The organism is Deltaproteobacteria bacterium (assembly GCA_018668695.1).
Taxonomy (GTDB): domain Bacteria; phylum Myxococcota; class XYA12-FULL-58-9; order XYA12-FULL-58-9; family JABJBS01; genus JABJBS01.
On the sequence record JABJBS010000267.1, the window covers coordinates 1 to 26,185 of the forward strand.

At 49.0% G+C, this 26,185-nt stretch carries 16 protein-coding genes and 1 pseudogene; 9 read left to right on the forward strand and 8 right to left on the reverse strand.

The window, feature by feature from the left end; genetic code table 11:
• Nucleotides 1-315 precede the first annotated feature (315 nt).
• Both HOK28_14285 and HOK28_14290 read right to left on the reverse strand, forming a co-directional pair.
• A pseudogene (locus tag HOK28_14285) lies at nt 316-534 on the reverse strand (hypothetical protein).
• Between the two features lie 172 nt (nt 535-706).
• A complete protein-coding gene (locus HOK28_14290) occupies nt 707-2,383 on the reverse strand; it encodes a hypothetical protein (GenBank protein MBT6434264.1) in 1,677 nt (558 codons plus the stop codon).
• Between the two features lie 459 nt (nt 2,384-2,842).
• Here HOK28_14290 and HOK28_14295 point away from each other — a divergent pair, with 459 nt between their 5' ends.
• The 3 genes from HOK28_14295 to HOK28_14305 all read left to right on the forward strand — a co-directional run bounded on the left by HOK28_14295 (nt 2,843) and on the right by HOK28_14305 (nt 7,110).
• Entirely contained in the window at nt 2,843-4,567 is a 1,725-nt protein-coding gene (locus HOK28_14295; GenBank protein ID MBT6434265.1) for an aminotransferase class V-fold PLP-dependent enzyme, read from the forward strand.
• A 157-nt stretch (nt 4,568-4,724) separates the two neighbouring features.
• Nucleotides 4,725-5,537 carry an outer membrane lipoprotein-sorting protein gene (locus HOK28_14300; GenBank protein MBT6434266.1) on the forward strand — a complete coding sequence of 271 codons (813 nt, stop codon included), beginning with the start codon at nt 4,725-4,727 and terminating at the stop codon, nt 5,535-5,537.
• Nucleotides 5,538-5,556: 19 nt separating this feature from the next.
• On the forward strand, nt 5,557-7,110 hold the full coding sequence (locus HOK28_14305) for a hypothetical protein (protein ID MBT6434267.1): 1,554 nt from the start codon (nt 5,557-5,559) through the stop codon (nt 7,108-7,110).
• Between the two features lie 764 nt (nt 7,111-7,874).
• On the opposite strand, the gene HOK28_14310 is transcribed toward HOK28_14305, so the two are convergent.
• Together HOK28_14310 and HOK28_14315 are read right to left on the reverse strand one after the other, a co-directional pair.
• Complete coding sequence (locus HOK28_14310) at nt 7,875-10,094, reverse strand: amino acid permease (protein ID MBT6434268.1); 2,220 nt, start codon at nt 10,092-10,094, stop codon at nt 7,875-7,877.
• An 89-nt stretch (nt 10,095-10,183) separates the two neighbouring features.
• Nucleotides 10,184-13,642, reverse strand: coding sequence for a response regulator (locus HOK28_14315; protein MBT6434269.1), 3,459 nt, complete (start codon nt 13,640-13,642; stop codon nt 10,184-10,186).
• Between the two features lie 313 nt (nt 13,643-13,955).
• On the opposite strand from HOK28_14315, the gene HOK28_14320 reads away from it, so the two are divergent.
• Nucleotides 13,956-15,395, forward strand: coding sequence for a hypothetical protein (locus HOK28_14320; protein ID MBT6434270.1), 1,440 nt, complete (start codon nt 13,956-13,958; stop codon nt 15,393-15,395).
• On the opposite strand, the gene HOK28_14325 is transcribed toward HOK28_14320, so the two are convergent.
• The 3 genes from HOK28_14325 to HOK28_14335 are packed head-to-tail and all read right to left on the reverse strand — an operon-like array spanning nt 15,396 to nt 19,737.
• Entirely contained in the window at nt 15,396-16,211 is an 816-nt protein-coding gene (locus tag HOK28_14325) for a GNAT family N-acetyltransferase (GenBank protein ID MBT6434271.1), read from the reverse strand.
• A 54-nt stretch (nt 16,212-16,265) separates the two neighbouring features.
• A complete protein-coding gene (locus HOK28_14330) occupies nt 16,266-18,707 on the reverse strand; it encodes a response regulator (GenBank protein ID MBT6434272.1) in 2,442 nt (813 codons plus the stop codon).
• A gap of 4 nt (nt 18,708-18,711) precedes the next feature.
• Nucleotides 18,712-19,737: a GHKL domain-containing protein gene (locus HOK28_14335; protein MBT6434273.1), complete on the reverse strand. Its 1,026-nt coding sequence runs from the start codon at nt 19,735-19,737 to the stop codon at nt 18,712-18,714.
• A 171-nt stretch (nt 19,738-19,908) separates the two neighbouring features.
• On the opposite strand from HOK28_14335, the gene HOK28_14340 reads away from it, so the two are divergent.
• The 4 genes from HOK28_14340 to HOK28_14355 all read left to right on the forward strand — a co-directional run bounded on the left by HOK28_14340 (nt 19,909) and on the right by HOK28_14355 (nt 23,680).
• Nucleotides 19,909-20,427, forward strand: a complete 519-nt coding sequence (locus HOK28_14340; GenBank protein MBT6434274.1) for a GNAT family N-acetyltransferase — start codon at nt 19,909-19,911, stop codon at nt 20,425-20,427.
• Nucleotides 20,428-20,891: 464 nt separating this feature from the next.
• Complete coding sequence (locus HOK28_14345; protein MBT6434275.1) at nt 20,892-22,082, forward strand: class I SAM-dependent rRNA methyltransferase; 1,191 nt, start codon at nt 20,892-20,894, stop codon at nt 22,080-22,082.
• Nucleotides 22,083-22,191: 109 nt separating this feature from the next.
• Complete coding sequence (locus HOK28_14350) at nt 22,192-22,809, forward strand: TetR/AcrR family transcriptional regulator (GenBank protein ID MBT6434276.1); 618 nt, start codon at nt 22,192-22,194, stop codon at nt 22,807-22,809.
• Nucleotide 22,810: 1 nt separating this feature from the next.
• On the forward strand, nt 22,811-23,680 hold the full coding sequence (locus tag HOK28_14355; protein ID MBT6434277.1) for a sterol desaturase family protein: 870 nt from the start codon (nt 22,811-22,813) through the stop codon (nt 23,678-23,680).
• On the opposite strand, the gene HOK28_14360 is transcribed toward HOK28_14355, so the two are convergent.
• A complete protein-coding gene (locus tag HOK28_14360) occupies nt 23,650-24,339 on the reverse strand; it encodes an EcsC family protein (GenBank protein ID MBT6434278.1) in 690 nt (229 codons plus the stop codon). The genes HOK28_14355 and HOK28_14360 overlap by 31 nt on opposite strands.
• Nucleotides 24,340-24,611: 272 nt before the next feature.
• Between HOK28_14360 and HOK28_14365 the strand changes: the two genes are divergently transcribed.
• Nucleotides 24,612-26,185, forward strand: a 1,574-nt coding sequence (locus HOK28_14365; GenBank protein ID MBT6434279.1) for a hypothetical protein, incomplete at its 3' end; no start/stop codon positions are given.

Sequence of the window (26,185 nt, forward strand, 5' to 3'; positions counted from 1 at the left end):
ACTTGCATCTGCCGCATCACTTGCATCTGCCGCATCACTTGCATCTGCCGCATCACTTGCATCTGCCGCATCACTTGCGTCTGCCATGTCGCTTGCATCCGCGGCATCACTTGCGTCTGCCGCGTCGCTTGCATCTGCCGCATCACTTGCGTCTGCTGCGTCGCTTGCATCTGCCGCATCACTTGCGTCGTCTAACTCACAGGTTCGCGCATCTGAGCAGGTAGTACCTTCTGAGCACTCCCCGCAGCTGCCGCCGCATCCATCAGGTCCACACTCTGCGCCTACACAGTTTGGGGCACATTCAGAATTCGATGTGCATTCACTCGGCGTTCCTTGGCAGTTGTATCCGTCCTCGATGAGGCAAGCCGAAGAACAACCGTCACCGTCGTCAGTGTTGCCATCATCGCACGCTTCAAATTGGTTAAGCGCTCCGTTGCCGCAAGAGTTGTTGTCGCCAGGCTCGGGGATGACGCCCTCACAACCTACGAAAAAAATCGACGACAGGATTATCCAGAGATGCTTATTGATGTTCATTGATTGTTCCCCACTTAACCGGTTACTGAACGAATACAGGTATGTAGATTGTGTGCACACACATACGCTATATTACGATTAATTTTAGTCTGCTGCAGCTCTGGCCGCAATCAAATCTACTGATCAGTTTTGTAGGTATTTTGGAGATGCGGTGTAGGGTTGATCCCTATTTTTATGGGCAGCCTAAACCGGTGTTTTCACAGGCTGTTGGATTGTCGCAAGTGTATCCCACAATGCCACACGAGTAGGTCCCATCGCTACACGTTGATTCGCAGCAATCACCGCCGTCCCACTGACAGCTTGAATTATTGGTTGCCCCGTCGCACCAGCCGTCACCGATGTAACTTGTGTCGCCATCACAATTGCAACCGCCTGTATTTTCGCAAGCACTTGGGTCTTGGCAGCTGAAGCTTGCCCAGGCACCGCATTCGTAAGTGGAATCGAAGCAGGTTGATTCGCAGCAGTCTCCGCCGTCAAAGCCGCAACCTTGGTTGTTCGTGGATGCATCACACCAGCCATCACTAAGATAGGAAACATCGCCGGTACAACCACTACCGGTTCCGCCGCCGTCATCGGGGCATGCAGCGAGGTAATCATCGCAACAGTCGCCAAGGACGGAGCAGCTGCTATCGCACGAACAATTCATCCCATTGCTTGGGGCGATGGTTCCGCACATTCCCATGCAGCTTTCGCAGCCGCCGCTGTTCTCACAGGCTTCAGGATCTTCACAGCTAAAGCTCTGGCCGGATGTTCCACCGCAGTCAAAAGTTGCGTCAACACAAGAGCTGCCACAGCAATCGCCACCATCCCAGGTGCATTCTGAGACGTTACAAGTGGCATCACAATATCCGTCGCTTAACCAACTGTCGCATTCAGAAGGACAGGTGGGGACACCAACGCAGAGTTCGTTGTCAAAATTACAGGCAATGTTATTGCAAGCTTCATCGCAGCTGTTGTTGGCCAGCATGGCAGCCGTACACCCAGTGGCGCACTCACCACTGGAAACGCAATCCCCATTGTCGTAATTGCAGAGGGCGTTGTTGCAAGCTGTGTCGCAATAGCCATCGCCGAGTATAGAAGTGGGGCATTCACAGATCGGCTCTTCAACGCATTCTGTTGTGTCATAGAGACAATTTAAATAGCAACCAAGCACTCCAGAATCGAATCCAAGATTGATGCAGGTGGCACCGTTGGTGTTGGAACCATCGCACTGCTCTTCATTTTCAACCACGCCGTTGCCGCAAAAGGCAGAGTCGGTTGTACAGCCCGAGAGATCAAAGCCGCTGCAGTCGGACTGACACCCTAATACCCCGCCATTAAAGCCAAGAGTTTCACAGTTTTGGCCACCTAAATCAGTTCCATCACAGGTCTCGCCAATGTCCTGAATGTCATCGCCACAACTCAGATTGGGGCTGGTGCATCCAGACGTGTCGTAACTCATACAGTCGGCTGCGCAGCCAAGGCTGCCGCCGTTAAAGCCTAGGTCGTCACAGCCCTGATTAAGTAAGTCTGTTCCATCACATACTTCGATACCCTCTTGGAAGTCGTTTCCACATTCAGTGCTGGCACATAAACTGGTATCGAACCCATCACAGCTTGAGTTGCATGAAAGTTCACCGGCACTGAACCCGAAAGACTCACACGACTTGTCTGTTTGGCCGAAATCTATGCCATCACATGTTTCGCCAATTTCGACGGTGTTGTTTCCGCAGACAGCATTTCGGGTATTGTCGATATTTTGAATTCCCTCACAGCCGAGTGTGAAGAGAAAAAGTGCGATGCAGATCCGGGTGAGAACTCGGGCTTGAGGACTGTGGCTTCGAACGGGATTTTGACGAGGTACGCCCACGGCATACTCCTGGTTACATCTAGAGCCCATGGGGTATGAAACCCCGAGCTGGTTTAATCGGTCGCTATTCATAAGGGTAGAGCAAACGGGTGGGACTCTCAAATGTTTACGAACAAATGTGAGCTTTCGTGAACCTGTTCCATAAATGGAACGATGCGTCGAACAATGGTTTTTAGAGACCTTGTTGTGTCATTTTGGGAACCTAAAATACTCGTTCTAAATATGTGTGTTTCAGTCATGTATCGTTACGCTAATTATGACTGTTTTTCTCACATTCAAGTGTATGATTATGAGTCACGTTCTTATGTTTAGCGGGAGGCTTGATATCGTTTGGCTTTTCTTTTTTTGCTCTCTATCTTGCCGACTATATTCGACTTTTTGGGGTCGACACGTCCTCGGGGGTGTTACAATGTCTCATGTGTTCAGACTTCGTCAGTGCGAAAATAGGAGCATCATCAGATGACAAATTCAACAGACCATCTTGTAGAAACAATCCGCAATTCTATCGTCGGTTCTGATGCAGCGATTGACGTACCCTATGGGTTACGACGAGTTACCTATGCCGATTATACTGCCAGCGGTCGATCGCTTTCTTTTATCGAAGATTTTATCCGCAACGAAGTGATGCCGCTCTATGCCAATACGCATACCGAAACGAGTGGTACAGGGCTTCAGACGACTCGGTTTCGAGAAGACGCTCGAGAGATGATTCACAAGGCAGTGGGTGGGGCCGAAGACGACCTCGTTATTTTTTGTGGATCGGGTGCAACAGCGGCGATCAACAAATTAATTGATATCCTTAATATCCGTCTGCCGGCCGATCTCGATAGCCGTTACAAGCTGGCTGAAAACATACCAGCGGAGGAGCGGCCCGTCGTTTTTATCGGCCCTTATGAACACCATAGTAACGAGTTACCCTGGCGAGAGACCATCGCTGATGTGGTTATGATTGAAGAAGACGCCGATGGTCGGATCGATTTGGTGAACCTGGAAGTGATGCTCAAGAAATATGAAGAGCGGCCCCTGAAGATAGGGAGTTTTTCAGCAGCCTCGAATGTTACGGGTATCGGCTCGAAAACACGTGATATTGCTGCTTTGTTGCATCGTTACGGGGCATTGTCTTTCTGGGACTTTGCCGCGGCTGCACCCTATGTTCGAATCGAAATGAATATGGAAGATGAGCAAGATGGAGGCGATCTTGTTTATAAAGATGCGGTTTTCATTTCACCTCATAAATTTATCGGCGGTCCTGGAACACCGGGGATCTTGATCGCAAAAAGACATCTATTCCACAACCGAGTTCCCAGTTCGCCTGGTGGTGGAACGGTGACTTATGTGACCGAGGAGTCACACTCATACCACAACGATCCGGTTCACCGAGAAGAGGGTGGTACACCTGCGATTATTGAAAGTATTCGAGCCGGTCTTGTTTTTCAGCTGAAAGAAGCTGTTGGGTTTGACGAAATTAGACGCCGGGAAGAAGCCTTTACAAAACGTGCAATAGAGCGTTGGGGAAATAACCCTAATATCGAGATACTTGGAAACCCTGATGCGTGGCGACTTTCCATTGTTTCGTTCATGGTAAAGTTCGACAAGGGTTATTTACACCACAACTTTGTAGTGGCTTTGCTTAACGACCTCTTTGGTATTCAGGCCCGGGGCGGATGCTCTTGTGCAGGTCCTTACGGCCATAGGCTTTTGGGTATCGATTTGATGAAAGCCAGAGAATATGAGGCGGCGGTCCAGATGGGGTGCGAAGCCTTGAAGCCTGGATGGGTACGGATGAATTTTAACTACTTCATCTCTGAAGAAGTGTTCGAATTCTTGCTGGACGCTGTTGAGTTGATTGCTGAACAAGGTTGGAAACTCTTGCCGGATTATCGGTTTGAGCCTGAAAATTCATTGTGGCGTCATCGTTACAAAAAATTGGAAGCGTCTATGAACCTCACAGACGTTACTTATCAATGCGGCAAGATGCAGTACCGCTCGCGTCATGCAACGGAGCCAGAGTGGGCACTTAAGGGTTATATCGACGAAGCCAAGCGGATCATTGAAGCCCGTGAAGTGGTTGACCGAGACACGCCTCGCAAGCAGTACGGCTTCGATTCGGAGTTGGACCGATTGCGGTGGTTCCCGCTGCCCAACGAGATCAACGCTCAATTGTGCCGGGAGCCCGCAGCGTAAGTTACTAGGATCCGTTCACTATCTTTCTTTCTTGAATAAAATCAGCTTAGTTGAGTCTTTTTTATAGGCTTGGTTCGCTCGCGCTGGGTTGAACCATGGAAGTCCTCTATAATCTCAACCGGGTCTGTGGTTGACCCCAACGCTTGAGGAAGATGCGATGAGTAGAATTATTTTAGTTGGTGTGGCGAGTCTCTTTGCTTTTTTGGTAACCACTCCGGCCATGGCAGTGGCGCCGGATTCTACCGATGCCAAAGCGATTATGGACGGTGTGTTTGACCGTGAAACAGGTGACCGTGTTTCCTCCAAGATGGTCATGAAGATTAAGGATAAGAGTGGGCGTGAACGTGAGCGAGCTCTGAATGTTCGGAGTATGAATTTTCCAGAAGGTTCGAAAAGTCTCATGCGTTTTTCCGCCCCAGCTGACGTTAAAAACACAGGGCTTCTCTCTGTTGACTATGATGACGGAGCGAAGAATGACGACCAGTGGCTGTATTTACCCAGCTTGAGAAAGTCGACGCGTATTGCATCCACGCAGAAGTCGGGCTCGTTTATGGGAACTGATTTTTCTTATGCGGATATGACGAAAGCAGATCCCAAGGATTATGATTACAAAATCCTTAAACAGTCGGCTCAGGTAAATGGCGTGGATTGCTGGAAAATCGAAGCACGTCCCAAAACAGAAAAAGCAGCGCGCGAGACCGGATACCTCAAGACAAATATTTGGGTGGACAAATCGCGACTGATTGTTTTGCAAACTAAAGCTTGGGTAAAAGCCGGTAAACGTTTGAAGTATTTACTATTCGAAGACATTAAGAAAATCGACGACGTTTGGGTAATCCATACTCTGAGAGCTCAAACTCGCAAGGGTAAATCTGTTGAGTCTGAAACCGTAATGACTTACTCGGACCTTAAACTCAATGATCCAAGCGTAGCTGAAAAAGACTTCTCTCAACGCGAGATGGAGAAGTGATTTGAGAGGCATCTGAGCCATGCCTATTAGGACTTTCATTCTTATTTTTGTGACCGCTTTTGGAGCGTCAGGGGAGAGCTTTGCTTTGCCCTACGACGGGTTGCGCTTGGCCGACGATGAAGAGGAGGGCTGGGGCGAAGAGGAGGATGAAGGGGAAGAAGGCTGGGGTGAGGATGAAGAAGGTGACGAAGATGATTTCGGGTTCGAGAGTACAGTTGATGTTTCAAAAATATCAATTGATACGGAGCAAAGTAGTCGCGCCTGGGAATTGAGTTTAGATGGATTTTTAAGGTCTGATTTTGGGGTATGGACCCGCCGGTTTGAAGCAAACCCGTTTGCGAAAGCGCGCCAGAGTCTCGACTTGAGACTGTCTTACCGACACGGATTTTTTAGTTTCGTTGTTGCCGGTCATGGGGAATACGACCTAGCGTATTTGTACGAACGCGATACCTATAGCCCAGAAGATTTAGAAGCTTACGAATACTTGGTTCAATTGCGTGACGCCTATATCAGCTTCGGTTTCGATAGCTGGGAGCTTGCACTGGGGCAGCAAATCATCACTTGGGGTGAGGGCGATGTTTTAAGCCCTATTGATGTTGTGAACACCCGGGACCAGCGTGAACCTGGCCTAGCTGACTTGGATGATATTCGGGTACCGGCTTTATCCACCCGTCTGAGCTATTTCTTCAAAGGTGCTAGGTATGAATTGGTGGTCGTGCACTTCCCACACTACGGGATGCGCCCGCCGCCATTTGGGGAGTTTAGCCCGTTGCCTGCGGCCCTACAGAGTGGCCCGATTCGTTTCGACTTAGATGCCATTCAAAGTCGAAAACAGTTTTATTATCGCGATGAACCCAGTGGATTTTCGCTTAATAACCAGCAGTACTTCTTTCGTTTCCAATACAAAGGGTCCGGTCTTGATGTAGCGGTTCATGTCGCAAGCGTTCTTTACCGAGAAGGGGTAGTGAGCATTGAAAACACCAGCGAACTGCTTGACCCAACGATTGAGAAGGTGGGCGTGGATTTTAAGCATCCTCGCTATATGCTTGCAGGTGTAGCATTAGCAGCTCCTGTGGGGCCTTTTATCTTGAAGTTTGAAGGGGTGATAGAGGGGCAGAAGCCATTGGGTGTGATCGATAGCAGCAACCAGAATACATTTTTAAGTTTGGCGGTGAACCCTACAGATGTGATTACGGCCATGGGCCATGTGACCTATTCGGGTTTGTCTGATCAGACTTTTACACTGGAGCTGCAGAAGTCGTTTGCGTTGCAATTACCGGACAACATCGCCATTGATCCCGGGGCTCCCGTTATCTCACTTCGGACCAGTCATAATTTTTTACGTAACGATTTACAGTTGGATTTTCTTTTCACCATGTTTGGGTGGACAGCAAATCAAGGCCTCTTTGCTCGAGCAGAAATTGGCTACAATTGGTTTGATGGCTTTAATACCTCACTTGGTTACATTTTCTATATGCCGAGTGAAGGCACAGATGAACTCGGACCTTTATCGGGATACGAGTTTCACGACCGTCTATTTCTCAAGGTTCGGTACGATTTCTCGATCTTGTAGAAGCTCTTCGGAAGTTCTCTTTAAGGCTTCGAAATAAATACCCCTGCAGCTGAAGGTGAAACCAACGACTGCCCTTATTGGGTGTGTCTCTTTCAGAAAGATAGATATATATCGATAAATTTGAGGATAGGGGAGCAGGATTCATAGAACGCGAAAATAAGGAAGGGTGGGGAAACTTTAAGGGGGAGCTAACCCCCACCCTTCCCAGGGGAACATTCGCTTTAGTTTGCGGTAGGTGTTTCGATTGTTTGGGCCATGGCTGAATTGTTGCCGATACCTGCTTCACAGGATGCGACGGCCATAGTGAATACCCCGATGATGACGATTGCTTTAAATATTTTCATGACTTTTCCCCTGCTGTAGATGTCAGTGTTTCAAGTTAAGAAACTGGTAAAAGCCAGTACGGAAATCTCTGTGATGCTCACCCAAGTAATAATCTTAAATAGTCTCATGATGTTCTCTCCCCAAAAGTTGTTTTGCGCGCCCCCCCCACTTTCACTCATCCTCCGCCTGGGTCGCACTTTGTTTCTTACACACCATAAGCTTTGCAACTCGTGTGCCACCTTGGGCGGCGGTTTTCTTAGTCGAAAAGAGGATGTTTCTGTGATCAGGATCACCGAAAAACGCTGGATATGGCCTGAGAACGGCTTTTGCTGCGACGGTAAGTCGACAGAGTGTTGGGAAATTGACTAAATGAATGTGGCAATATGGGACACACTGTATGCGCTTGTCTGCCGGAGTACGCCCCTGGAATCGGGAGTTATTTAAACGAGATGTCCTCTGAAAGGTCCAGCATTGCGGACGAGGACTGTGCTTGGCATGCCCGAGGTAAGTTGTGTAAGCGTTTGAGCATAGGGGCCTTCCTCGCCAAGGGCGGGGACAGGGAGCCCGATAAAGACCAACTTGCCACTTTGTGAGTGGGTTTGAATGAACTCTTCCAGAGATGTTTCTTCTGGTTTTACGAGTACGTCCACGTCGGCGGCGATCCGAATATCCTCTAGCATAGACCTAAACTCGGTCTCACGTTCGGCTGCGATATCCGCGTTGTTGACGATACTCTTTAAAACAATGCGTGTGTGCTGCCAGCCTTTTGCCAAAGAAAGTAAGTGAGCCAGCAGTAACATGAGGTCACCATTGTGTTGTTTACCCTTCCACCAAACGATGAGGTCGCGGTTGGTCGAGGGCGTAGGGACGTCACGGTAGATGATGGTGCATTTTTCAAGCTGCGAGAGTTTTCGCGTCTGGGTAAGGAGTCTTCCTAAAACTGCGGAGTCTTTACCGGACCACCCAAATACAACGGTATTGGAATCAAGGCTTGCAAAACCACTGGCTTGGGCCGCTGTGATAACGCCAGCCTCGATATTGGAAACTGTAGCCATTTGGCTAAAACCTTGGATGTTGTTTTGTTCAAGCCATACATTGGTTGCTTGCTGCTGCTCAAGATGCCTGGGGTTATCGTCGAGATCACCTTCGAGAAGGGTCATCACGGTTACAATGCCGCGTTGTTGACCAAAAGCATCACAAAGACTCAGCATCCGAATGTTCTGCTGTGGGTTTGCAGAAAAGCAGAGGATGTGAGGTCGCCAGTTGCGTGGATCAAATTGAGCCGTTCTTACTTGGAGCAAACCGTAACGGGTGAGGCTCATCCACAACCCGCTTCGGGCATCTCCCCAGGTTGTTCTTAAGGTTCGGCGATTGATCCATGAAAAAAGTGCAATTTCGATTAAGAAGGCCACGCAGCACGCCATAGGGTTGATGGCAAACATGGCAAAGAAGCAACCTGCAGCACCCAGGAAAGAGGCCCACCACGGGATTTTTATTTCGGGTCTGAATGAAGGGTCGCCGATGAGGGTTTCGAGGCAGGCTACGGCATTGAGCGCGCCGTAGGTGGTGAGAAAGAATACAGTGAGCCATTCTGCGACGACGTTGAGATCTCCAAGGGCGACGGCCACCAAGGCGACACTGGCACTGACATAGAGACCGAGAACCGGTTCACCGGTTTTTTCGTGAGTTCGGGTAAATATTTTTGGAGCAAGCCTGTCTAGAGCGAGTGCTTGAAGAGTTCTGGGAGCAGCTAAGATACTACCGAAGGCGCTTGATAAAATGGCTCCCCAGAGCCCCGGTAGGATAAGCCACGGTATCCAAGCAACTTTTAGCCAGACCAGGGTGTCTTGTTTGAGCAGGTTGGGACCGGCGCGCATCTCTAGAGCAACCGGTATGATGAGGTATACGACCAGTCCAATCAAAACTGCAGCGAGAACGCCTCTTGGGATGGATTTTCGGGCGTCTGCCAAGTCTCCGGAAAGACTCACTCCGGATAAGATACCGGTTACTGCCGGGAAAAAGACGGCGAACACGGCCCAAAAGGGGACATCTTCAACCGGAGGGACTTCAGCGGGGACGGTAATTTGTTCGGTTCCCGTAAATGTTCCGACAAAGAGTGAAACCAGTGATGCAACGATAAGCACCATAATAGGTCGCTGAAGTTTGAGCGTGAGTTCAGTACTTTTACCGGCAACGGCTGAAACGAGAATGATGATGAGAGCCGCTACAAGAGGAAGAAACCATTGAGTATTGAGCAGTGACTCTGGGAGAACAAATCGAAAACTCTCCGCCATCCCGTAAGCGTAGAGAGTGAGGGACAAAGTTTGTGAGAGATAAAGTGGAATACCAATGGCGCCGCCGAGTGCCAGGCCAAAACTTCTCGAGATAAGATAATAAGCGCCGCCTACGCCAACCTTCATATTGGTGGCGAGCGCACTGAGCGATAGCGACGTGAGCAGGGTGATGACATTGGCCAGCACAACAATAGCGATGGTGCCTGTTAGCCCAACATGCCCCAACACCCAGCCCATTCTCAGGTACATGATAACACCGAGGATGGTTAAGACAGTCGGTGTAAATACACCGATGAAGGTTCCCAGTTTAAGCTGAGATCCCGACGTTTCAGTATCTGTTGAATTGGCGCCTGACTGGCCTTCCATAGCGATTCCTATACCCCAACAATAAAAGGATTATTTATCTGATAATTTGGTGCGAACAAAGGTGTTTAGAGCCTGAAAAAGTGAATCTCTCAGGTTGTTTTTTTAGAATCTGAAATACTGGGTGTTTGGGGCTTTCTCTTGGGGAACGGCAGGTCAATCGTGAAGCCCACATACCGCTGACTGACGCCCAAACGATTTACCGTAATGTTTCCGCCATGGTCCTGCCAAAGGCTCTTGAGAAGCGTTAGGCGGCGCAGTGGGCCCATTCCTGCATCATCTTCATCATGTTCGAGAAGTTTCGGTGCCGTATCGGGGTTAAATTTCTCGCCATTTTGAGAGAATCGGAGAGTTAGCTCGGCGTACCGGCTGCGTTCGATCTCTACGACGACCTCAGGGCTGTCATTTTTTAGGGCCCATTGGGCACAGCATTCGAGTGAAGAGAGGAGCACACGACGAAAAATCACTGGGTTTCCCTCGTAGATTCCCGGCTCTTTAGCCAGATGCTTTAAGCGGACCTCTGTGAAATGGGCACCATTTTCTCGAACGAGAGCTTCAAACTGCTTTTGAATTTCAGGGAGGATTTGGATTTTCTCTATGGCACCGCCGTCCACTCCAGTCAGACTTCTGATCTCTTGGACAACATGTCCGGATCTCAAGACGCCCACCTGAATGTCAGCCACAACTTCATCCAGAGATTGAAATTGGCGCTTGAAAAAGCTTCTGACACTCTTTGCTTCGTCGCCGGTTCCTTTCATCAGTTTGTTGATGACCGCTTCCATTTCATCGTGGTACTCGCGGATATTGTCCATTCCGCTACCGATAAAGTTCAGAGGGTTATTGAGTTCGTGAGCGAGTTGGGCGGCCACTTGGCTGAGTGCATTCTTACGCTGTTCGTCAGCGGCTTGCCTTTCTGCGGTCCTTAGTTTCATCAGGTTTCGAACCATACTGGTGAGTTCTATTTGCTCGAAAGGCTTGCTTAAGAATCCATCCGCACCAAGCGAAATGGCCTGTTCTTTACTCTTTTTGTCAGACTTTGCGGTGAGTAAAATAACAGGAATTGCTGAAAGCCCTGCCGTCGACTTGAGTTCATTGATGAGATCCGTACCGCTCATAACAGGCATCATCCAGTCCGTTACGATTAAGTCAGGTTTATGCCTCGAGGCCATGTCGAAGCCGATTTTTCCATTTTCGGCTTCCAGAATGCTGTAGCCACGCTTGACCAGTGTATGCTCGATGAGTTTGCGCATTTCCGGCAAATCGTCCACGACCAGAATTGTTCCTTTCGAGGAACTGTGCTCTGGGGTTGGTGTGCTCTTGTTGATTTGAGCGTGTTCACTTGCATGGTAGCCGCCGTCAGCAAGCAACCAGTCTTTCACACGGAAGGTGTTGTTGCCACTTGTCTCTGGCTCTTCACAAACAGGTAAAGAGACCCAGAATCGACTTCCTAAATCGGGAATACTTTGAAGTTCCAGTTGACCGTTCATCGATTCAACCAACCTCTTGGCATAAGCTAGGCCAAGCCCGGTCCCTTCATAGCTGCGTGTTTCTGAATCATCGACTTGAGCGAAGGCGTTGAAGATGCGCTGTTGATCTTCGGCCTTAATGCCTGGACCGTTATCGGTCACGAATACTCGGGCATGATTATCAACCGACTGAATGCCCAGTTCGATCTCGCCACCGTCTGGTGTAAATTTAAGTGCATTCGAAAGTAGATTAAATATGACTTTTTCAAGTGCATCTACTTCCGAGAGAACGAAAATCAAGGGTTTATCATTGCTGTCGATAACTTCTTCAAGTTGCCTTCCTTCAATGGTCGTCTTAAAGCGGATGTGTTTTTGTAGGCATGAATAGGCAAAGTATTCGCTGCAGGTCTGCACAAACGAGACCAAGTCAACGGGTCTGATGTCGATGGTGCGATTACCGCGGCCGAGCAATTGAAAGTCCAGTAGCTGATTAACCAGTCTTAGGAGGCGTTGCGAATTATGCAGAGCGACCTGGAGGTTGTGATCGTTTGGATGCTCATTGGCAACGATTTGCAGCGGGTTCAAAATGAGCGTCAGTGGTGTGCGCAGCTCGTGTGAAATATTTTGTACAAAGATTTCTTGTTTGTGTTTCTCTTCGGCGAGCTGCTCTCGAGCAACCTCTGCCTCGAAGCCAGCCTCCAGTGCTTCGTACTCTGATGCTTTTGCCTCGGCGGAGTCTTGTACTGCTTTTTCGGTTTGTTTTTTGAGGCTTGCGGTTCTGACCTCGACTTCACGCTTGAGGTTTTTAGTCAGCTGGGGCTCGAACGTCCGGGTTCTGGTCTCAAGCTGATTTCCGGCATAGCAAAACGCGCCCATGGCAATCAGCCAGTTGAAGTTTAAGACAACGGCCATGATGCTGCTTGAATTGAGAAGCGGACTGCTTAAAAGAAATGCGCAAGATAAGAGCACCGTTCCCGATATCCAGATTTTCTTTTCAGCGGGTTTCGTCGTTGTGTTGCCGGCCATGCTTTTTGCAAGTGCCACGGTACAGAGTGAGAGCAGGATACTCAGATAAGGAAGCGTATTGATCACCCCATGAATATTTTGCAGAAGCGCGAACAGCCCACTGGTTCCCGTAAAGACGAAGCTTGCGAGCAGAGTTTTCTCCTGGCCATCTCTGATTAAATGAGGGCGGTAGAGCAGTGCCAGGCAGGGCAACATGGCACTTAAGAGAATGAACTCAAGGCGGTGAAGCCTTTGAAAACTAAATGTTTCGCCAGTTGGGTCCAGCAACTGAAATAAGTCACCTCGAAGCGCTAGAAAGGCCAGAGCGAAAAAGGTGAGGCACGTGAGTGCTCGGTGAACTCGGCTCTTAGGGTGTGAAACAAGCGAGAGGATCTGAGATAGGCAGAGCATTAGCAGTGCGCCAAGGCATAGAAAAAGACCAACCGACTTTCGGTCACGACTTGCTTCCACGTGTTGGGTTAAGCCTAAGGTGGGGATACCCATCATACCGCCATCAGGACCGACAAAGTTCGAGACTTGAATAAGTAATGTGATGCTGCCTTGAGATAGGGGCGGAAGAGAAACCGTTTGGTTCTGCATCTTGGCGGTGGATGTTGGCTCGGAGTCCCCAGGTCTGCCCATTTCGCCAATGAGCATTGATTGGTTGGAGCTAAGTGCAAAGAGTTTATAGCTCGTTCCTATTTTGCTAAGGCTGAGACTCAGGTTTTTCGGGGTATTGGGGTTAATGATGATATCAAGGGTGTAAGTCGCCTTGCCGTAGGAGGGTAATTTTTGATTTCCTGATCCAGAGGCTACGAGTTCTGACCAGCGGCCTGGCACCGGAGCAGTGGAGGCTTGGCTACGCAGATTGCCATTGTAAGTGGACGGTTCAGTATGTTGGTCCCAATAGAATTTCCATTCACCCTCTAACGAAATTTGCGGATCAATTTGAGAATTCCAGTTACGTAAATCCAAAACGCCATTACGAACGGCGGGCGACGAAGATGCATTTGCACAGTCGGCGCATATTGCGACGACTAAAATTAGCAGTACTTTAAATGATTGCGATGCGCGCTGCATAACGTACTCCGCCCGTGAAACTCTTCGTTTCACTTTTTAAAAAACAACTTCGACTGTTTATTTATGAAATCCCTGTTATTCAGATAATAGCGGTGATGGGTTTTGTCTGCAAGCGATTTAACTCTATGAGATTGCTGACAAATTTGTCCAAAACTGGCCTAAATACAGACATGTCGGTTATGTTATCAGTCAGTAGCGATGGTTGTTGGAACTTAGAGGAATTGCGTGCTACCTTCCTCCTCGACACGGATTTGTTTTATATAAGGTGTTGATATTTTTGGCTTTATTCTCAAGTGTGGGATAGGTTTTGGACATGACTATAGGAATCACAATTAAACCGCTTGGTTGTATTTTGCTCATTGGGCTCACAGCCTGCGCAAAAGTTGTCAGTCCGTCGCCGGTCCCTGCCGCTCCGGTCGCCGTTACGGAAACTGAGCCTGAACCGATTGCTCAGGCACCGAAAATAGTCAAAACCGCTTCGGAACTCGAAGCTGAGAGCTACACTCTTGGTGATCACTGGTGGGTTGAGAAGCGAAGTATTGACGATAACAAGAGCACTGCCAGCCGAGACCGCTGGATTAACAAGCTATCGTCGAAGCGTGAATCCAAGCCAAAGTCTGTTGGGCTCGCCCCTAAAAATGTGGTTGAGCTGGCTAATAATTTACGCAGTGCGCCAGGGCACGAGTCCTATTATTGGGTGAACGAAACTTATGGAGATCAGCAATCACCGAATGTAGTCGTGCTTGTACCCCAGTATCACCGAGCGACAGGACTTCCGGTTTTATGGTCAAGCATGGGCCAAGAGGTGGCGTCGGTTCAAAAGAATCTGAAGTATTTGGTTGAGGATCTTGTTCTGTCTCAAGGGCTTCAGTGTCTGGGCATAGAAGGCAGCTCGGCAGCTCGGATGAGACGCTCAGCTGGTTTAGATCGAGCGGTTAATTGGGCGCAGCGCCTACACGACTTATTTCAACGCATTTTATATGAGGCAGCAGTTGAGGATTCTCGGTTGGTACCCGCTGCGCAAACAATATTGGAAGGCCTGGAGCCTTACTTTACGCGATACGTTGAATGGCAAGATGGCGTGGGCGCAGCGGTTGCAAGCCTCGGAAATGAGTCCCCAGCTTTTCACCGATTTGGTATTGAAGATAAGGAGTTGGTGGCGCGGGCTGAGCAACTCCACGGAAAATTACGAGAGCTCAAAGAAAAGCAGATGGTTTCCCAGAAAGCGGACCGCGGCGAACGTGCGATTCGAGATATGTGGCTTGCTGAGTTCCCGGATTTTAGAGATGGCTTTTTGTTTCCGATGGAGGAGAGCTTCGGGGAGTTACGCCGGGCTTCAATCAGTTTGAGGCGAGATGGTGCCACTGACGAAGCACGGTTGGTGTCTGATTTTCTCGGTCAGGTCCGTGTTCTTATGGACCAGGTCGTCTCGGCTAAGGAAGTTGAACGTTACCATACTTACTACCGAGATGAGTTTGGAAAACGCATTGGGAAGACAAAGGCCAAAGCCAAGGAAAGCAACCAAAAGAAGTTGAAGCGGCGGATAGCTAAACTCGAGAAGCAATATAAACGAGTTGTGATGAAGTCACGTGAGCGTGTAGCGGCCAGTAAGGTTCTTGAAGTTCTTAAAAAGCCTGATACCCGTTCTTGTGGCGTCGTGATGGGCGCAGGACATGAACAAGGTTTGGTCAAGGCTCTCTTAAAGCAGTCCAAAGATTTGGGCATCGTTGTGGTCAGACCCTACAACCACTGATTAAACTTCATTCGTAAGTATAAACTGCCACTTCCAAGTATCTAAGCGATGATGAACGACTGTTATGGTTGTTGCTGGGCGGATACCTCGAATTTCCAAATCCTTAAGAAGTGAATCTCCCAGAGGTGCACAAAACATGTGGTAATGGTCATCCACAGGGTTTTTGTATCCAGGTTGGGCACATGGACCAAACTGTGCGTGAAGAAGCTGCAATGGTTCACCACCATTTTCCGGAACAATATCTCTAACCCCCGCCGCTGATGAGTAGGATACCGGACCACGATGGCGTCGCAGGATAGGGTCGACCTCTTCCATAAGTTCAGTATCGAGCATAACGACGCCTAATTTGGTCGCAACCGAAAAGGGAATTAAGGGGAAGTTTTGCAACATTCTAACGATTGCATTTTCACCCTGGTCCATTGGGTCGATGGTCACCGCATATCCGCGCGGACACCTGAAGTAATGATGAGGAAATCGATTGGTGAAAATCTTTTCGGGAACTCCACGCCCACGGTAATCGGGATGAACTTTAAGGTCACATAGGAACCAGAAAGGGTCTGTTTTTTCGCCCGTTGAACTTACAAGTTGTCTGATGATTTGCGCGGCTACGGCTACAACTTCATCACCATCAAGAGCGACAAAGTAGTGAAGGTTTCCCATATTGCGAAACCATGCAAAGTAATCGTCACCGTTGTCAAAGTAATAATGCTTATCACCAAGCGGAAAGGTAAACCTTGTTTGAAACTGGTTAACTCGTGGGAGGAATACCTTATACTCCTCCTCGTTAAGTTCTCTGACCTCAATGCTGTCCGTCATAGTGGATATCTGTAGCTCTTTGCTGGCGTAGGCTGGTGTTTTTGAATTCCTGAATCAGGTTTGTACGGTTGACTCAAGCGCTTGCCTGACTCGTTGGACCTCGGAGTTTAGTTGGTCCAATACTTCACGTGCACTTTCTAAACGTGTGAGTGAGCCTACAGATTCAAGGTCTCTTGCAAGCGCTGCAAGTCCTGGCGCCCCGATTTGAAGAGAGCTACCTTTGAGTCCATGTGCTAGCTGAAGAAGGTTGTTGGCATCTCCTGCAGAGATGGCCGAATCGATGGCCGGGATTCTGTCATTGAGGTCTTTTAGAAAAAGTTCAATCACACGCTCTGACCTGCGTACATCAGACGTCAGCACCTCTGATTTAATCGCAGTGGTGGTGGGGCCTATTACTGTATCGGTTTTCGAGAGCCATTTTTTAAGAGCTTCTTCAAGCTTATCGGGATTGATGGGCTTAACGAGAAAGTCATCCATCCCACTCTCAAGTGCGTTACGCTTATCCTCTGCCATCACATTTGCGGTAAGTGCGAGAATGGGGGTGGGGCTTTGCTGAGCATCGTGTTCTATTTGGCGAATTGCCATCGTCGCTTCTTGGCCTGTCATCACGGGCATTTGGCAATCCATTAAGATTGCGGAGAAACCACCTTGTTTAAAAGCGTCAACGGCTTCTTGACCGTTTTCCACAACCAATACGTCAAAACCGAGTTCAATAAGCATCTCTCGAGTAACTTCTTGGTTAACGATATTATCCTCGGCCACAAGAACTTTAATGAGTCCGCTTTGAGATGTTGCTTGATCAGCCATGCTGTGCCGGGTGACCAAGTTTTCGGGTAAGTCTCTCACTCTATTCTCGGTTAGAACTTGAAGAAGGCACTCCCGTAATTCGTTTTCGCGCAGCGGTTTAGGCAGATAGGCGGAAATGCCCGCTTTGAGAGCTCTCTCTGCATCTCCGCGTTTAGGAAATGCCGTAGCCATAACGATAGGCGTGAAGCGGTGGTTCTCAAGTTCGCGGATACGCCGCGTAAGTTCTAAGCCATCCATCCCAGGTATGAATACATCAATCAGGGCGACTTGAATTTTGGGCTTCCCGTCAACTTGCTCTTGGAGGTGCGGAAGGGCTTCAATGCCAGAGTGTGCAATATAGGGGACCATACCCCAGCTTTCAGCATGCTCGGTAAGAATCTGTAGCATTGTGGGATTATCATCAACGAACAAGATACCCTGATTTTTCAATTTATCGAGATCGAGCTTAGGTTGAGGTGCGGCTTCCTGTGTAGCAATCCGAAATGGCATTGTGAACCAGAAAGTGCTGCCTTTGTCGCGCCCGCTGTGAACACCAATCTCGCCACCGAGCAGCTCAACCAGTTGCTTGGATATGGCCAAGCCCAACCCTGTTCCGCCGTATTTGCGAGTGTTGGTCTCATCGACTTGGGTAAAGGAGTTGAATAAGTCTTTTTGATGCTCTTCGGCAATTCCGATGCCTGTATCTCGAATAGACATCTTGATTGAGTTGAAGGTCGACGCTTCCTCGATGACCTCACACTCAAGCACCACTTCACCTTGGTCCGTGAATTTGAGGGCGTTTCCAGCGAGGTTGGTTAGAATTTGTCGAAGTCTTCCCGGATCACCTTTCACCCATCTTGGAACGCTATTATGGATGTGGCTCATCAGTTGCAGTTGTTTGCGGTGGGCTTCGGGTGCGAGTAGTTCTGCTACATCTTCGATGGTTCGCGACAGATTGAAATTGATGTTTTGTAATTCAATCTTGCCGGCTTCTACTTTCGAGAAGTCGAGAATATCGTCGATGATTGTTAGAAGACCATCACCTGAGCGACGAATCGTTTCCACGTACCGGAGTTGGCGCTCCGATAACTCGGTTCTGAGTAAGAGGGCAGTCATTCCGATAACACCATTCATCGGTGTTCGAATTTCATGACTCATGTTGGCCAGGAACTGACTCTTAGCTTCTGCGAGTTGTTCAGCATTTGCGCGTGCGTCTATTAAGTCTTGCTCAACGCGTTTTCGTTCACAGATTTCAGTCTCAAGTTGAGTTGTCTTTTCTTCGAGTTTTTGAATGTGCTCACTGACAGCGCGCTGGAGGCGAACTTTGTCTATGGCGCGCTTGATACAGGCGGTCACAATGTTGATATCGCCCAGTGGTTTGCTCAGATAATCAAAAGCTCCAAGCCTGAGCGCCTTACCGACTGCCTCCATAGAGGAGTAACCAGACATCATAACGACTTCGGTATCGGGGTAACGCTCTTTGATTTGAGACAGCAGTTCTAGCCCGTCGCGATCTGGTAACCGCACATCTGAGAAGACGATATCGAAGTGATTCTTTTTAAGCTCTTCTAGGGCCCAGGTCACATCGCCGGCTGAATCGGTCATATAACCATGATCACCAATCTCACGTGTGAGTAGAAGACGCACATCGGGCTCATCGTCCACAATTAGAACGCGGTAATCTTTTGGGTCAAATTCAGGAATACTCATGACTTTAGTCATTATCCTCATCGGCCCCGGCGACATCAAGCGATGCAACAGGAACATGGACGGCAAATTCACATCCACCACCCAAAACAGGTGTGTAGCTTATCCGGCCACTGTGAGTCTGGAGGATTCCGTGGGCTATCGATAGACCAAGTCCGGTTCCCTCACCTTGAGGCTTGGTGGTGTAGAAAGGGTCGAAAATCTTAGAAGAATCACCGGGTTTGAGCCCTGGACCATTGTCTATGACGCGGATGATAGCTGATGTGGCACTGACATCGGGTTGAATTTTGATACACTTTTGATGGTTCGCATCGGTGCATAAGAGTGCGTCTCGAGCATTGCCTAATAAATTCAGAAATACTTGTTCAAGTTGGACAAAGTCACCGGCTACCAACGGTAAATAAACGGATTCTGGTATTTCGACTCGGATCCCAAGCAGCCTTAATTGTTCCGCCATCAGCGATAATGCTTCTTTACAAGGTGCGAAGAGGTCGAGGGGTTTGGGCGAGTAGGTATCTTGCCGAGCAAAGCGTCGTATATTGTTGACGATTTTCGACATTCTATCTGCCCCACGAATAATGAGCTCAAGCTCATCGACAAAGTCTTTAATCGGGCGCTCCGGTTTATTGATGATGCGCTGGGCAAAGCCCTGAATGGTCGTTAAGGGTTGATTGAGTTCGTGAGCAATCCCAGCTCCCAACTCCCCGACGGCGGCCAAGCGCCCGGCTTGTATGAGCTGACTTTGTATCGTGCGCAGCGCTTGGTGGGACTCATCGAGGGCGGCGTAGGCATTCTCAAGCTGCATTGCCCTGTTGGCTTCAGCCTCCATTGCTTCGAGAGCGGTTTTTGAGCTGGTTCTCTGCTGCAGCAGAAAGATTATTTTCAGAAGCTGTTTCGTATTATCAGACTGCGCATCATCGATATCTTCTTGGGTCAGAGTATTTTTACCGTCTTGAATTGCAGCGACATGCTCAAGGATTGCCTGGGTCCAACTTTCCAACGAGGGGCTACTTGAGTTGGGCTTCTTACTCACTTGATAACTCCCTGAGTTCTTGAGCCGAATCAGTGTTGGATGTTCAAGTTGAAGATAGTGCTTTTAGGACTCTACCTCAAGTGAGGCCAGACCTACTCCGGGCAATTCGTGAACGAATCTTGTCTAATTATTACGGTAGGTTAAGATAACTCTGGGTTCAAGGGAGATGAGATGTCTGAACTTCGGGACTTTAAGTTTGAGAGACTGAAAAAAGATGACGAGACGGCCGTGTGTAGATGGCTCGAGGGCCATCTTGTAGAGCATATGACTTGGTGGTCAAAGCAGATAGGGCCCGCGTGGACCACGGACCATATCCGTGAGCACCTGCGTGAGCACCAATTGGTGGAAAAAGAGTGGCAAGAACTCCTGGAAGACTCCACCAAAGAAAATCGATTTGTGACCATCGCCCGTGAAAAAGACCGAAATACCACCGGGGTGGTTTGGGGCAGCGTTCGCACCGACAGATATTTTCGCCATCCCCGTGGTGAATTGAATTGGATTTGCGTAGACCCGGCCCATCGTCGCCGAGGCATCGGTATGCTTTTGATGGATTGGGCAGATCTTTGGTTCAAGGGGATGGGGGTGCGGAGCCGCGAATTATTCGCTACCGCTGCCAACCGTTCTGCGATTGAACTCTATAAGAAGCGAGGCTACCACACAGTCGACGTACGCATGCTTCGTGGCTTTTAAGCCAAGGTTTACTAAATCGGAGTTGGGGGATTGTTTCGTGGATGAACGAAGACCTCGATGCTGGAGTAGGATGAATACCTCAGCACCGAGGTGGGTCCTTGCGCTTTGTAGAATACAAAGTGCTTTATTTTTGAAACGGGTCGAGGATGATGATGTGGGTCGACTTCGTCCCGCTTGGTTGAAAAGCTCTCAAACAAATTTTTGAAACACTTTTCTTATTAGTCTCGAGCAAGCTTTAGCTTGTCCGCGTTATTGTTATGTTTCCTTCGCGCTTTTTTGAGAATGCACGAAGGTTGTAGTCATTATCGAGCTTTGGCCGAAGCTGTTGCGTGTATTTTCTGATTTTTATGCGACAATAGCATGTTACGGTGGGCTGGCTTTTCTAAGTGTGCGAAAATCAAAGGTATTGACCAATGGGCATTAGATTCTGTAGATGCTCCTTCCATCATTATTAAGGAGCCAACATGCCTCAGAAACTGAGCCCACTGAGGTTAAAAAAAGGTGAAGACAACCGCCTTCGCGCCGGTCACCTTTGGATTTACAGTAACGAGATCTCTAAGGAAACGCCGCTTAAGGGATTTGAGCCAGGGCAGCCTGTAGAGATTCAGACTGCGGGTGGTTCTCCGATCGGTGCTGGATATGTGAATCCGCACTCTTTGATTTGTGCTCGTGTTGTGAGCCGAAGTGTTCACCAGCCTTTGTCCAAAAATTTATTGGTAAGTCGAATTGAGAATGCGCTGAAGCTTCGCGAGTCGGTATTTGATCAGCCCTATTACCGCTTGGTCTACAGTGAGGGTGATTTTTTACCCGGTCTTATCGTCGATCGATATGGTGACATTCTCGTGGCCCAGCTGAATACAGCAGGCATGGATGCAATGGCCGAGGATATACTCCTGGCGCTCTTTAAGGTCATTGAGCCCAAAGGCGTGCTTTGGCGCAACGACAGCAATGTACGGGTTTTAGAGGGGCTTGAAAAAGAGACCCGAGTTGCTGGCGGCGAGGTTCCTGAAAGCGTTACCGTCGTTGAGAATGGTGCCCTATTTGAAGCACCCTTGTTGGCCGGACAGAAGACAGGTTGGTTTTATGACCAGCGCGACAATCGAGCCAAACTTAAGCGTTACGTTAAAGATAAGTCGGTTTTAGATGTTTGCTCGTATGTGGGTGGGTGGAGCATTACCAGCCTAATGATGGGTGCTAAGTCAGCCACAGCGATAGACCAATCTGAGACTGCTTTAAAATATGCTACGGTGAGCGCCGAGAAAAATGGGGTAGAAGACCGCTTTGATACCATTCAAGCCGACTGTTTTGACGCTCTGAAAGCTTTGAAGCGAAAAGGCAAAAAGTTTGAAGTCATCGTTGTCGATCCTCCTGCCTTTATAAAACGTCGTAAAGATATCAAAGAGGGGATGCTGGCCTACCAGCGACTCAATGCTCTGGCGATGGAGCTTCTGGTTGAGGGTGGGATTTTAATCTCGTGCTCCTGCTCGTTTCATATGAATTTTCGTGACCTACAGACTGCCGTGAGCCGGTCGGCAGCGAAACTGGGGCGTTCTATTCAGCTACTTGAGCGTGGCCGTCAATCTATCGATCACCCCTGTCATATGAATATTCCAGAGACGGAATACCTAAAAGCGATTTATTGCCGCTTGGCGTAGAACCCGTAAGTATCTGTAAATATTTGTTTTTTATTGTCTTGATCATCTTTTACTGATAAACATAAAAAGTGAGTAGTCACTTTTTATGTTTTAATGTAGGGTGTATCTCATGAATGCAACCGCCAAGAGAAAGACTCAACAGGAACGCTCGGCCCAGACCCAGCATAAAATCCTACAGGCAACCATCGATTGTTTGGTTGAGTATGGATACGGCGGGATGACCACCACTCAGGTTTGTCGAACGGCGGGGTGTTCGCAAGGCGCTATCTTTAAGCATTTTCCAACCAAAGCGATTCTGGTTTCGTCTGCAGTGAATGAGCTTTATCAAGAGCTTGTTGAACAATACCGAGAGATGTTCCGTGCCATTCCCGATGACCAGGACCGCCTTCGGGAAAGTCTTAATCAACTGTGGGAGCTTTTTCAGCAACCGCGCCTTTTGGTTGTTTATGATTTGCACACTGCCGCGCGCACGGACCCTGAATTGAAAAGCATTATGGGACCGAAAGAAAAGGCCCATCGAGACAGTATTCGCGAGCTGGCCGAAGAGCTTTATCCTGAGGCATCAAGCTCTCCGTTTTTTGTGGGCGCCATCGATATTTTACTTAATGCTATTCAGGGCGCTGCCGTTGGTTCGCTGGCGCTTTTTCAACCCGAAGTACACGCTCAACGTATGGTCGCCCTCGAACTCGTGGGCCGACTTTTTTTGGAGGCTACAAGTGACAACTGAGATGATCATCCTATCTGTGGCGATTCCTTTGTTCTTCTTAACAATGATTGGTGAGTCGGTTTGGATTCATAAAATGTATCCGGAGCGTTTTGAGAATCGGCCAGGCTATACATGGATTGATACCTTTGCGAGCTTAAGCATGGGAGTGGGGTACCTGATTACGAAGCAGGTAGCTCTTATAGTAACCGTCCCGCTTTATTATCTAGCCTATGAGTTTCGCATCTTCGATATTCCATCAGAGGGATGGGTATGGTGGTTAGCCTTAGTCTTTGCTCAAGATTTCGCATATTACTGGTTTCACCGCATGCATCACGCCATACGCTTTATGTGGGCGGCTCACGTCAACCATCATTCTAGCGAACATTACAATCTTTCAACAGCACTGAGGCAATCATGGTCGGGGGTCTTTACGGCGCTGCCATTTTTTCTTCCTCTTTGTCTGATGGGTTTTACACCCAGTATGGTTGCTACGGTAGGGCTTCTCAATTTGCTTTATCAATATTGGATTCACACTGAAGTGGTGGAGACAATTGGCTTTATGGAAGCTGTTCTGATGACCCCTTCTCATCACCGTGTGCATCACGGAACTCAGGAGCACTACCTGGATAGAAATCACGGCGGCCTGTTAATCATATGGGATAGGATGTTTGGCACGTTTGAGCCCGAAGGTGAGAAAGTTGTCTATGGGCTAACCAAAAATATCGAAACCTACAACCCTCTGAAGATAGCGTTCCATGAGTGGGCGGATATGTTGCGCGACGTAAAGAATGCAGAGTCACTTCCAGATGCGTGGGGCTATATTTTTAATGAGCCAGGTTGGAAGCCGGAAAAGTATCCTGCTCAATCTTTGGAGTCTTCATCAGGGCTGTAATAGTGAATCGCCGCCTTGCCAATTGCTTTTGCGGCAGCGTAGTCGAACGCGAATCCAACAGGTGCACTGGCAATCGGTACCAATCTCATAAAACGTTGACTGGCCTTTCGTGTGGTTCGTCCGATAATGACTTTGGGAAGAGATGCAATCAACTTCTTCAGAACTTCTTCCGTGAGGTAAGACTGAATCGCATTTCGAGTCACGCGCTGAGTGACCTCAATGCCCACGTCCTTGAGAGTTGATAAAGCAGCATCGCCTGCCATGATGAGTAAAATGTCTGATTTGAGATTACGGTCCTCGAGGGTGTGCCCATAAACGTACGCGATGGCTAAAGCCATGTTAGCTTGTATTCGCCAGGTGGCGAGCCATTCTGCAGGGACTGCTACCGGCAGTGCAAAGGCGCCGCCGAGACTACCAAAGGCACCCACACATCCATTTTTGAGTGCTTTGCGGCTGACTACCAACTTGGCCAAACCATCGTCATCCAGTTCAGGATTTTCGAGTCGTAACTTATCGACATAGTCGCGGATATGCGTTGGGTCGGTGGTGACAACCCGTTCGATGACTTTGTTGAGTACACCTTTCAGGTCCTGAAAGCGTTCTCTGATAATTTCTCGACTGGCTACCAAATCCGTGGCCATAGGCTTCTCCGGGGGCATGGAGTACTCCTTCATACTGGGAAGCTTCGACCTGCCTGTCAATCCGAGAAGCTGATTCCCCCTCTCGTGAGCGAGCTACGTTATCTCCTGGGCGGCTACTTGCAGGACCCTCTGCTGAATGTTGAGTCGGTCAAAACCCATTAATGTCTTGATCTTAATAGCTTTTATCGGTCGGGTGGTAAGCTCCAATCGAGAGTCTTTCAAGGAATAAAAGATTTACGCAACAAAGCTACTCGCGAGTCGATAATCGTTTTGAACGTAAGGAGAAGATGATGGCTGGTTTTTTTGGGTGGATGCCGCCGGTGTGGCGAGCGCAGGTGCGCAACAACATCGATATCGCAGATTCCAGAGTTGATATGTCGACCGACTTGGATCCCCGTGAGGCCTTAAGAACCAGAGTCAGTGCTAACGGTGATGTGATGGGCACCTCCTCTGGAGTGACCTTGATTGCGGATGAGTCCACAGCAGGGCTTGAGGGCAGTGCACGCCTGGAGAGGCACCTGAATACAGATACGCTTGTTCGAGCCGATGGCTCTGTTGATGCACAGGGCCGCAAGCGCTGGTCCACGGGTGTTGAACACTCTGGAGAACGAGGAACCGAAAATTTTAGCCTTCGCGGCAACGGAGATGTTGTCACGGGAGACGGTGATGTTCGTTTTAATCACGGCGGCCATGCTGCTACTTTCCGCGGTGACCTGAATTCTGAAGGAGACTGGCATAGCGGTTTTGAGGGTTCGCATGAGGTTGGCGACTCGACTCGACTTTCCGAAAGCATGCACTTAAGTCGCGATGGAGCATTGAGCTTAGATGCCAATGCAGAACATAGCTTCAACGACTCAACCAGTTTTCATTTTGGTGGTAGCCACGATGAGAATTCGAATTCGATAAATGCTGGCGGACGTTTCTCTGGCGGAGGTACGAATACTCATTTGGATACCTCGTGGTCGAGTACTACGGGGTTTCGAGGCACCGGTGGAGTTTCGACTCGCCTCGGTGGCATCGGCCTTTTCGGAGGAGCTACCCATGGCTTGGGTGAAACAAGGTTGTCTGGTGGTGCGAACACGAATCTCTCGGGCCTTTTGGGCACGCCTCTTGATTTTAACGGCAGTGTCGATGGTGCTTTGACATTTAAACAAGCCAAGTCTCTGGTCCTTAGCAGCGACGAAAAGAGTCAAATTCGTCGGGATGCTCTCTTGGTTCAAACACCCGGTCATCAATTTATTGAGTATGGTTTGAAGACCAGAGCGGGGGGGCGCGCGGGTCTTTCTGCGTCCGTAGGTGCGGGCTCGGTAACAACCGGACTGAGCGCTGGACGTGCCTATGAAACGTCTTTTGTCCGGCTTCGCAAAGATGAGGGGTTTGCATCGACTCCTCAAAGCGCAGACTGGAACGTGCCAAAGAGTTCCGCCCAGGCATTAAAGATGTTGACGGGCGAGAGCTTTAAAATCGTCGGTGATATGAAGCATGGTGTTGACGGTGCTGGGTCCTTATCGGCAAACCATGGTTTTGCAAGCGCACGAGTTCAAGCTTCGACGAGCCTGATACTCAACGGGAAGACGAGCACTGAAGTTTTTCGAGAAAAAAACAAGAGTGTCCGCTTGGTGACGAAAACCTCCAATACGAACCAATTTGAGAACGATCTTCAAATCAAGCTGGGTACTGATTTTGGAATGATGGGCGGCGCCGTGAACCCTATTGCAGAGAGCGTTAAGCGCGCTGCTCAAGGAGCACTTGAGGATTGGGTTGGAGCCGGTACACGCAGCGGATGGGGGCAGTCTGAGAAAGATAACCGTCTCATGGATGTAAAGCTCGATTTGAGTGTCGCAGTCGTTGGTAAGGCCTATGA

Excerpts from the sequence above, each read along its gene's own strand:
- HOK28_14340 (MBT6434274.1), top strand. The coding sequence starts at position 19,909 with ATGTCTGAACTTCGGGACTTTAAGTTTGAGAGACTGAAAAAAGATGAC.
- HOK28_14295 (MBT6434265.1), top strand. The coding sequence starts at position 2,843 with ATGACAAATTCAACAGACCATCTTGTAGAAACAATCCGCAATTCTATC.
- HOK28_14325 (MBT6434271.1), bottom strand. The coding sequence starts at position 16,211 with ATGACGGACAGCATTGAGGTCAGAGAACTTAACGAGGAGGAGTATAAG.
- HOK28_14330 (MBT6434272.1), bottom strand. The coding sequence starts at position 18,707 with ATGAGTATTCCTGAATTTGACCCAAAAGATTACCGCGTTCTAATTGTG.
- HOK28_14320 (MBT6434270.1), top strand. The coding sequence starts at position 13,956 with ATGACTATAGGAATCACAATTAAACCGCTTGGTTGTATTTTGCTCATT.
- HOK28_14300 (MBT6434266.1), top strand. The coding sequence starts at position 4,725 with ATGAGTAGAATTATTTTAGTTGGTGTGGCGAGTCTCTTTGCTTTTTTG.
- HOK28_14355 (MBT6434277.1), top strand. The coding sequence starts at position 22,811 with ATGATCATCCTATCTGTGGCGATTCCTTTGTTCTTCTTAACAATGATT.
- HOK28_14360 (MBT6434278.1), bottom strand. The coding sequence starts at position 24,339 with ATGCCCCCGGAGAAGCCTATGGCCACGGATTTGGTAGCCAGTCGAGAA.
- HOK28_14305 (MBT6434267.1), top strand. The coding sequence starts at position 5,557 with ATGCCTATTAGGACTTTCATTCTTATTTTTGTGACCGCTTTTGGAGCG.
- HOK28_14310 (MBT6434268.1), bottom strand. The coding sequence starts at position 10,094 with ATGGAAGGCCAGTCAGGCGCCAATTCAACAGATACTGAAACGTCGGGA.
- HOK28_14315 (MBT6434269.1), bottom strand. The coding sequence starts at position 13,642 with ATGCAGCGCGCATCGCAATCATTTAAAGTACTGCTAATTTTAGTCGTC.
- HOK28_14345 (MBT6434275.1), top strand. The coding sequence starts at position 20,892 with ATGCCTCAGAAACTGAGCCCACTGAGGTTAAAAAAAGGTGAAGACAAC.
- HOK28_14350 (MBT6434276.1), top strand. The coding sequence starts at position 22,192 with ATGAATGCAACCGCCAAGAGAAAGACTCAACAGGAACGCTCGGCCCAG.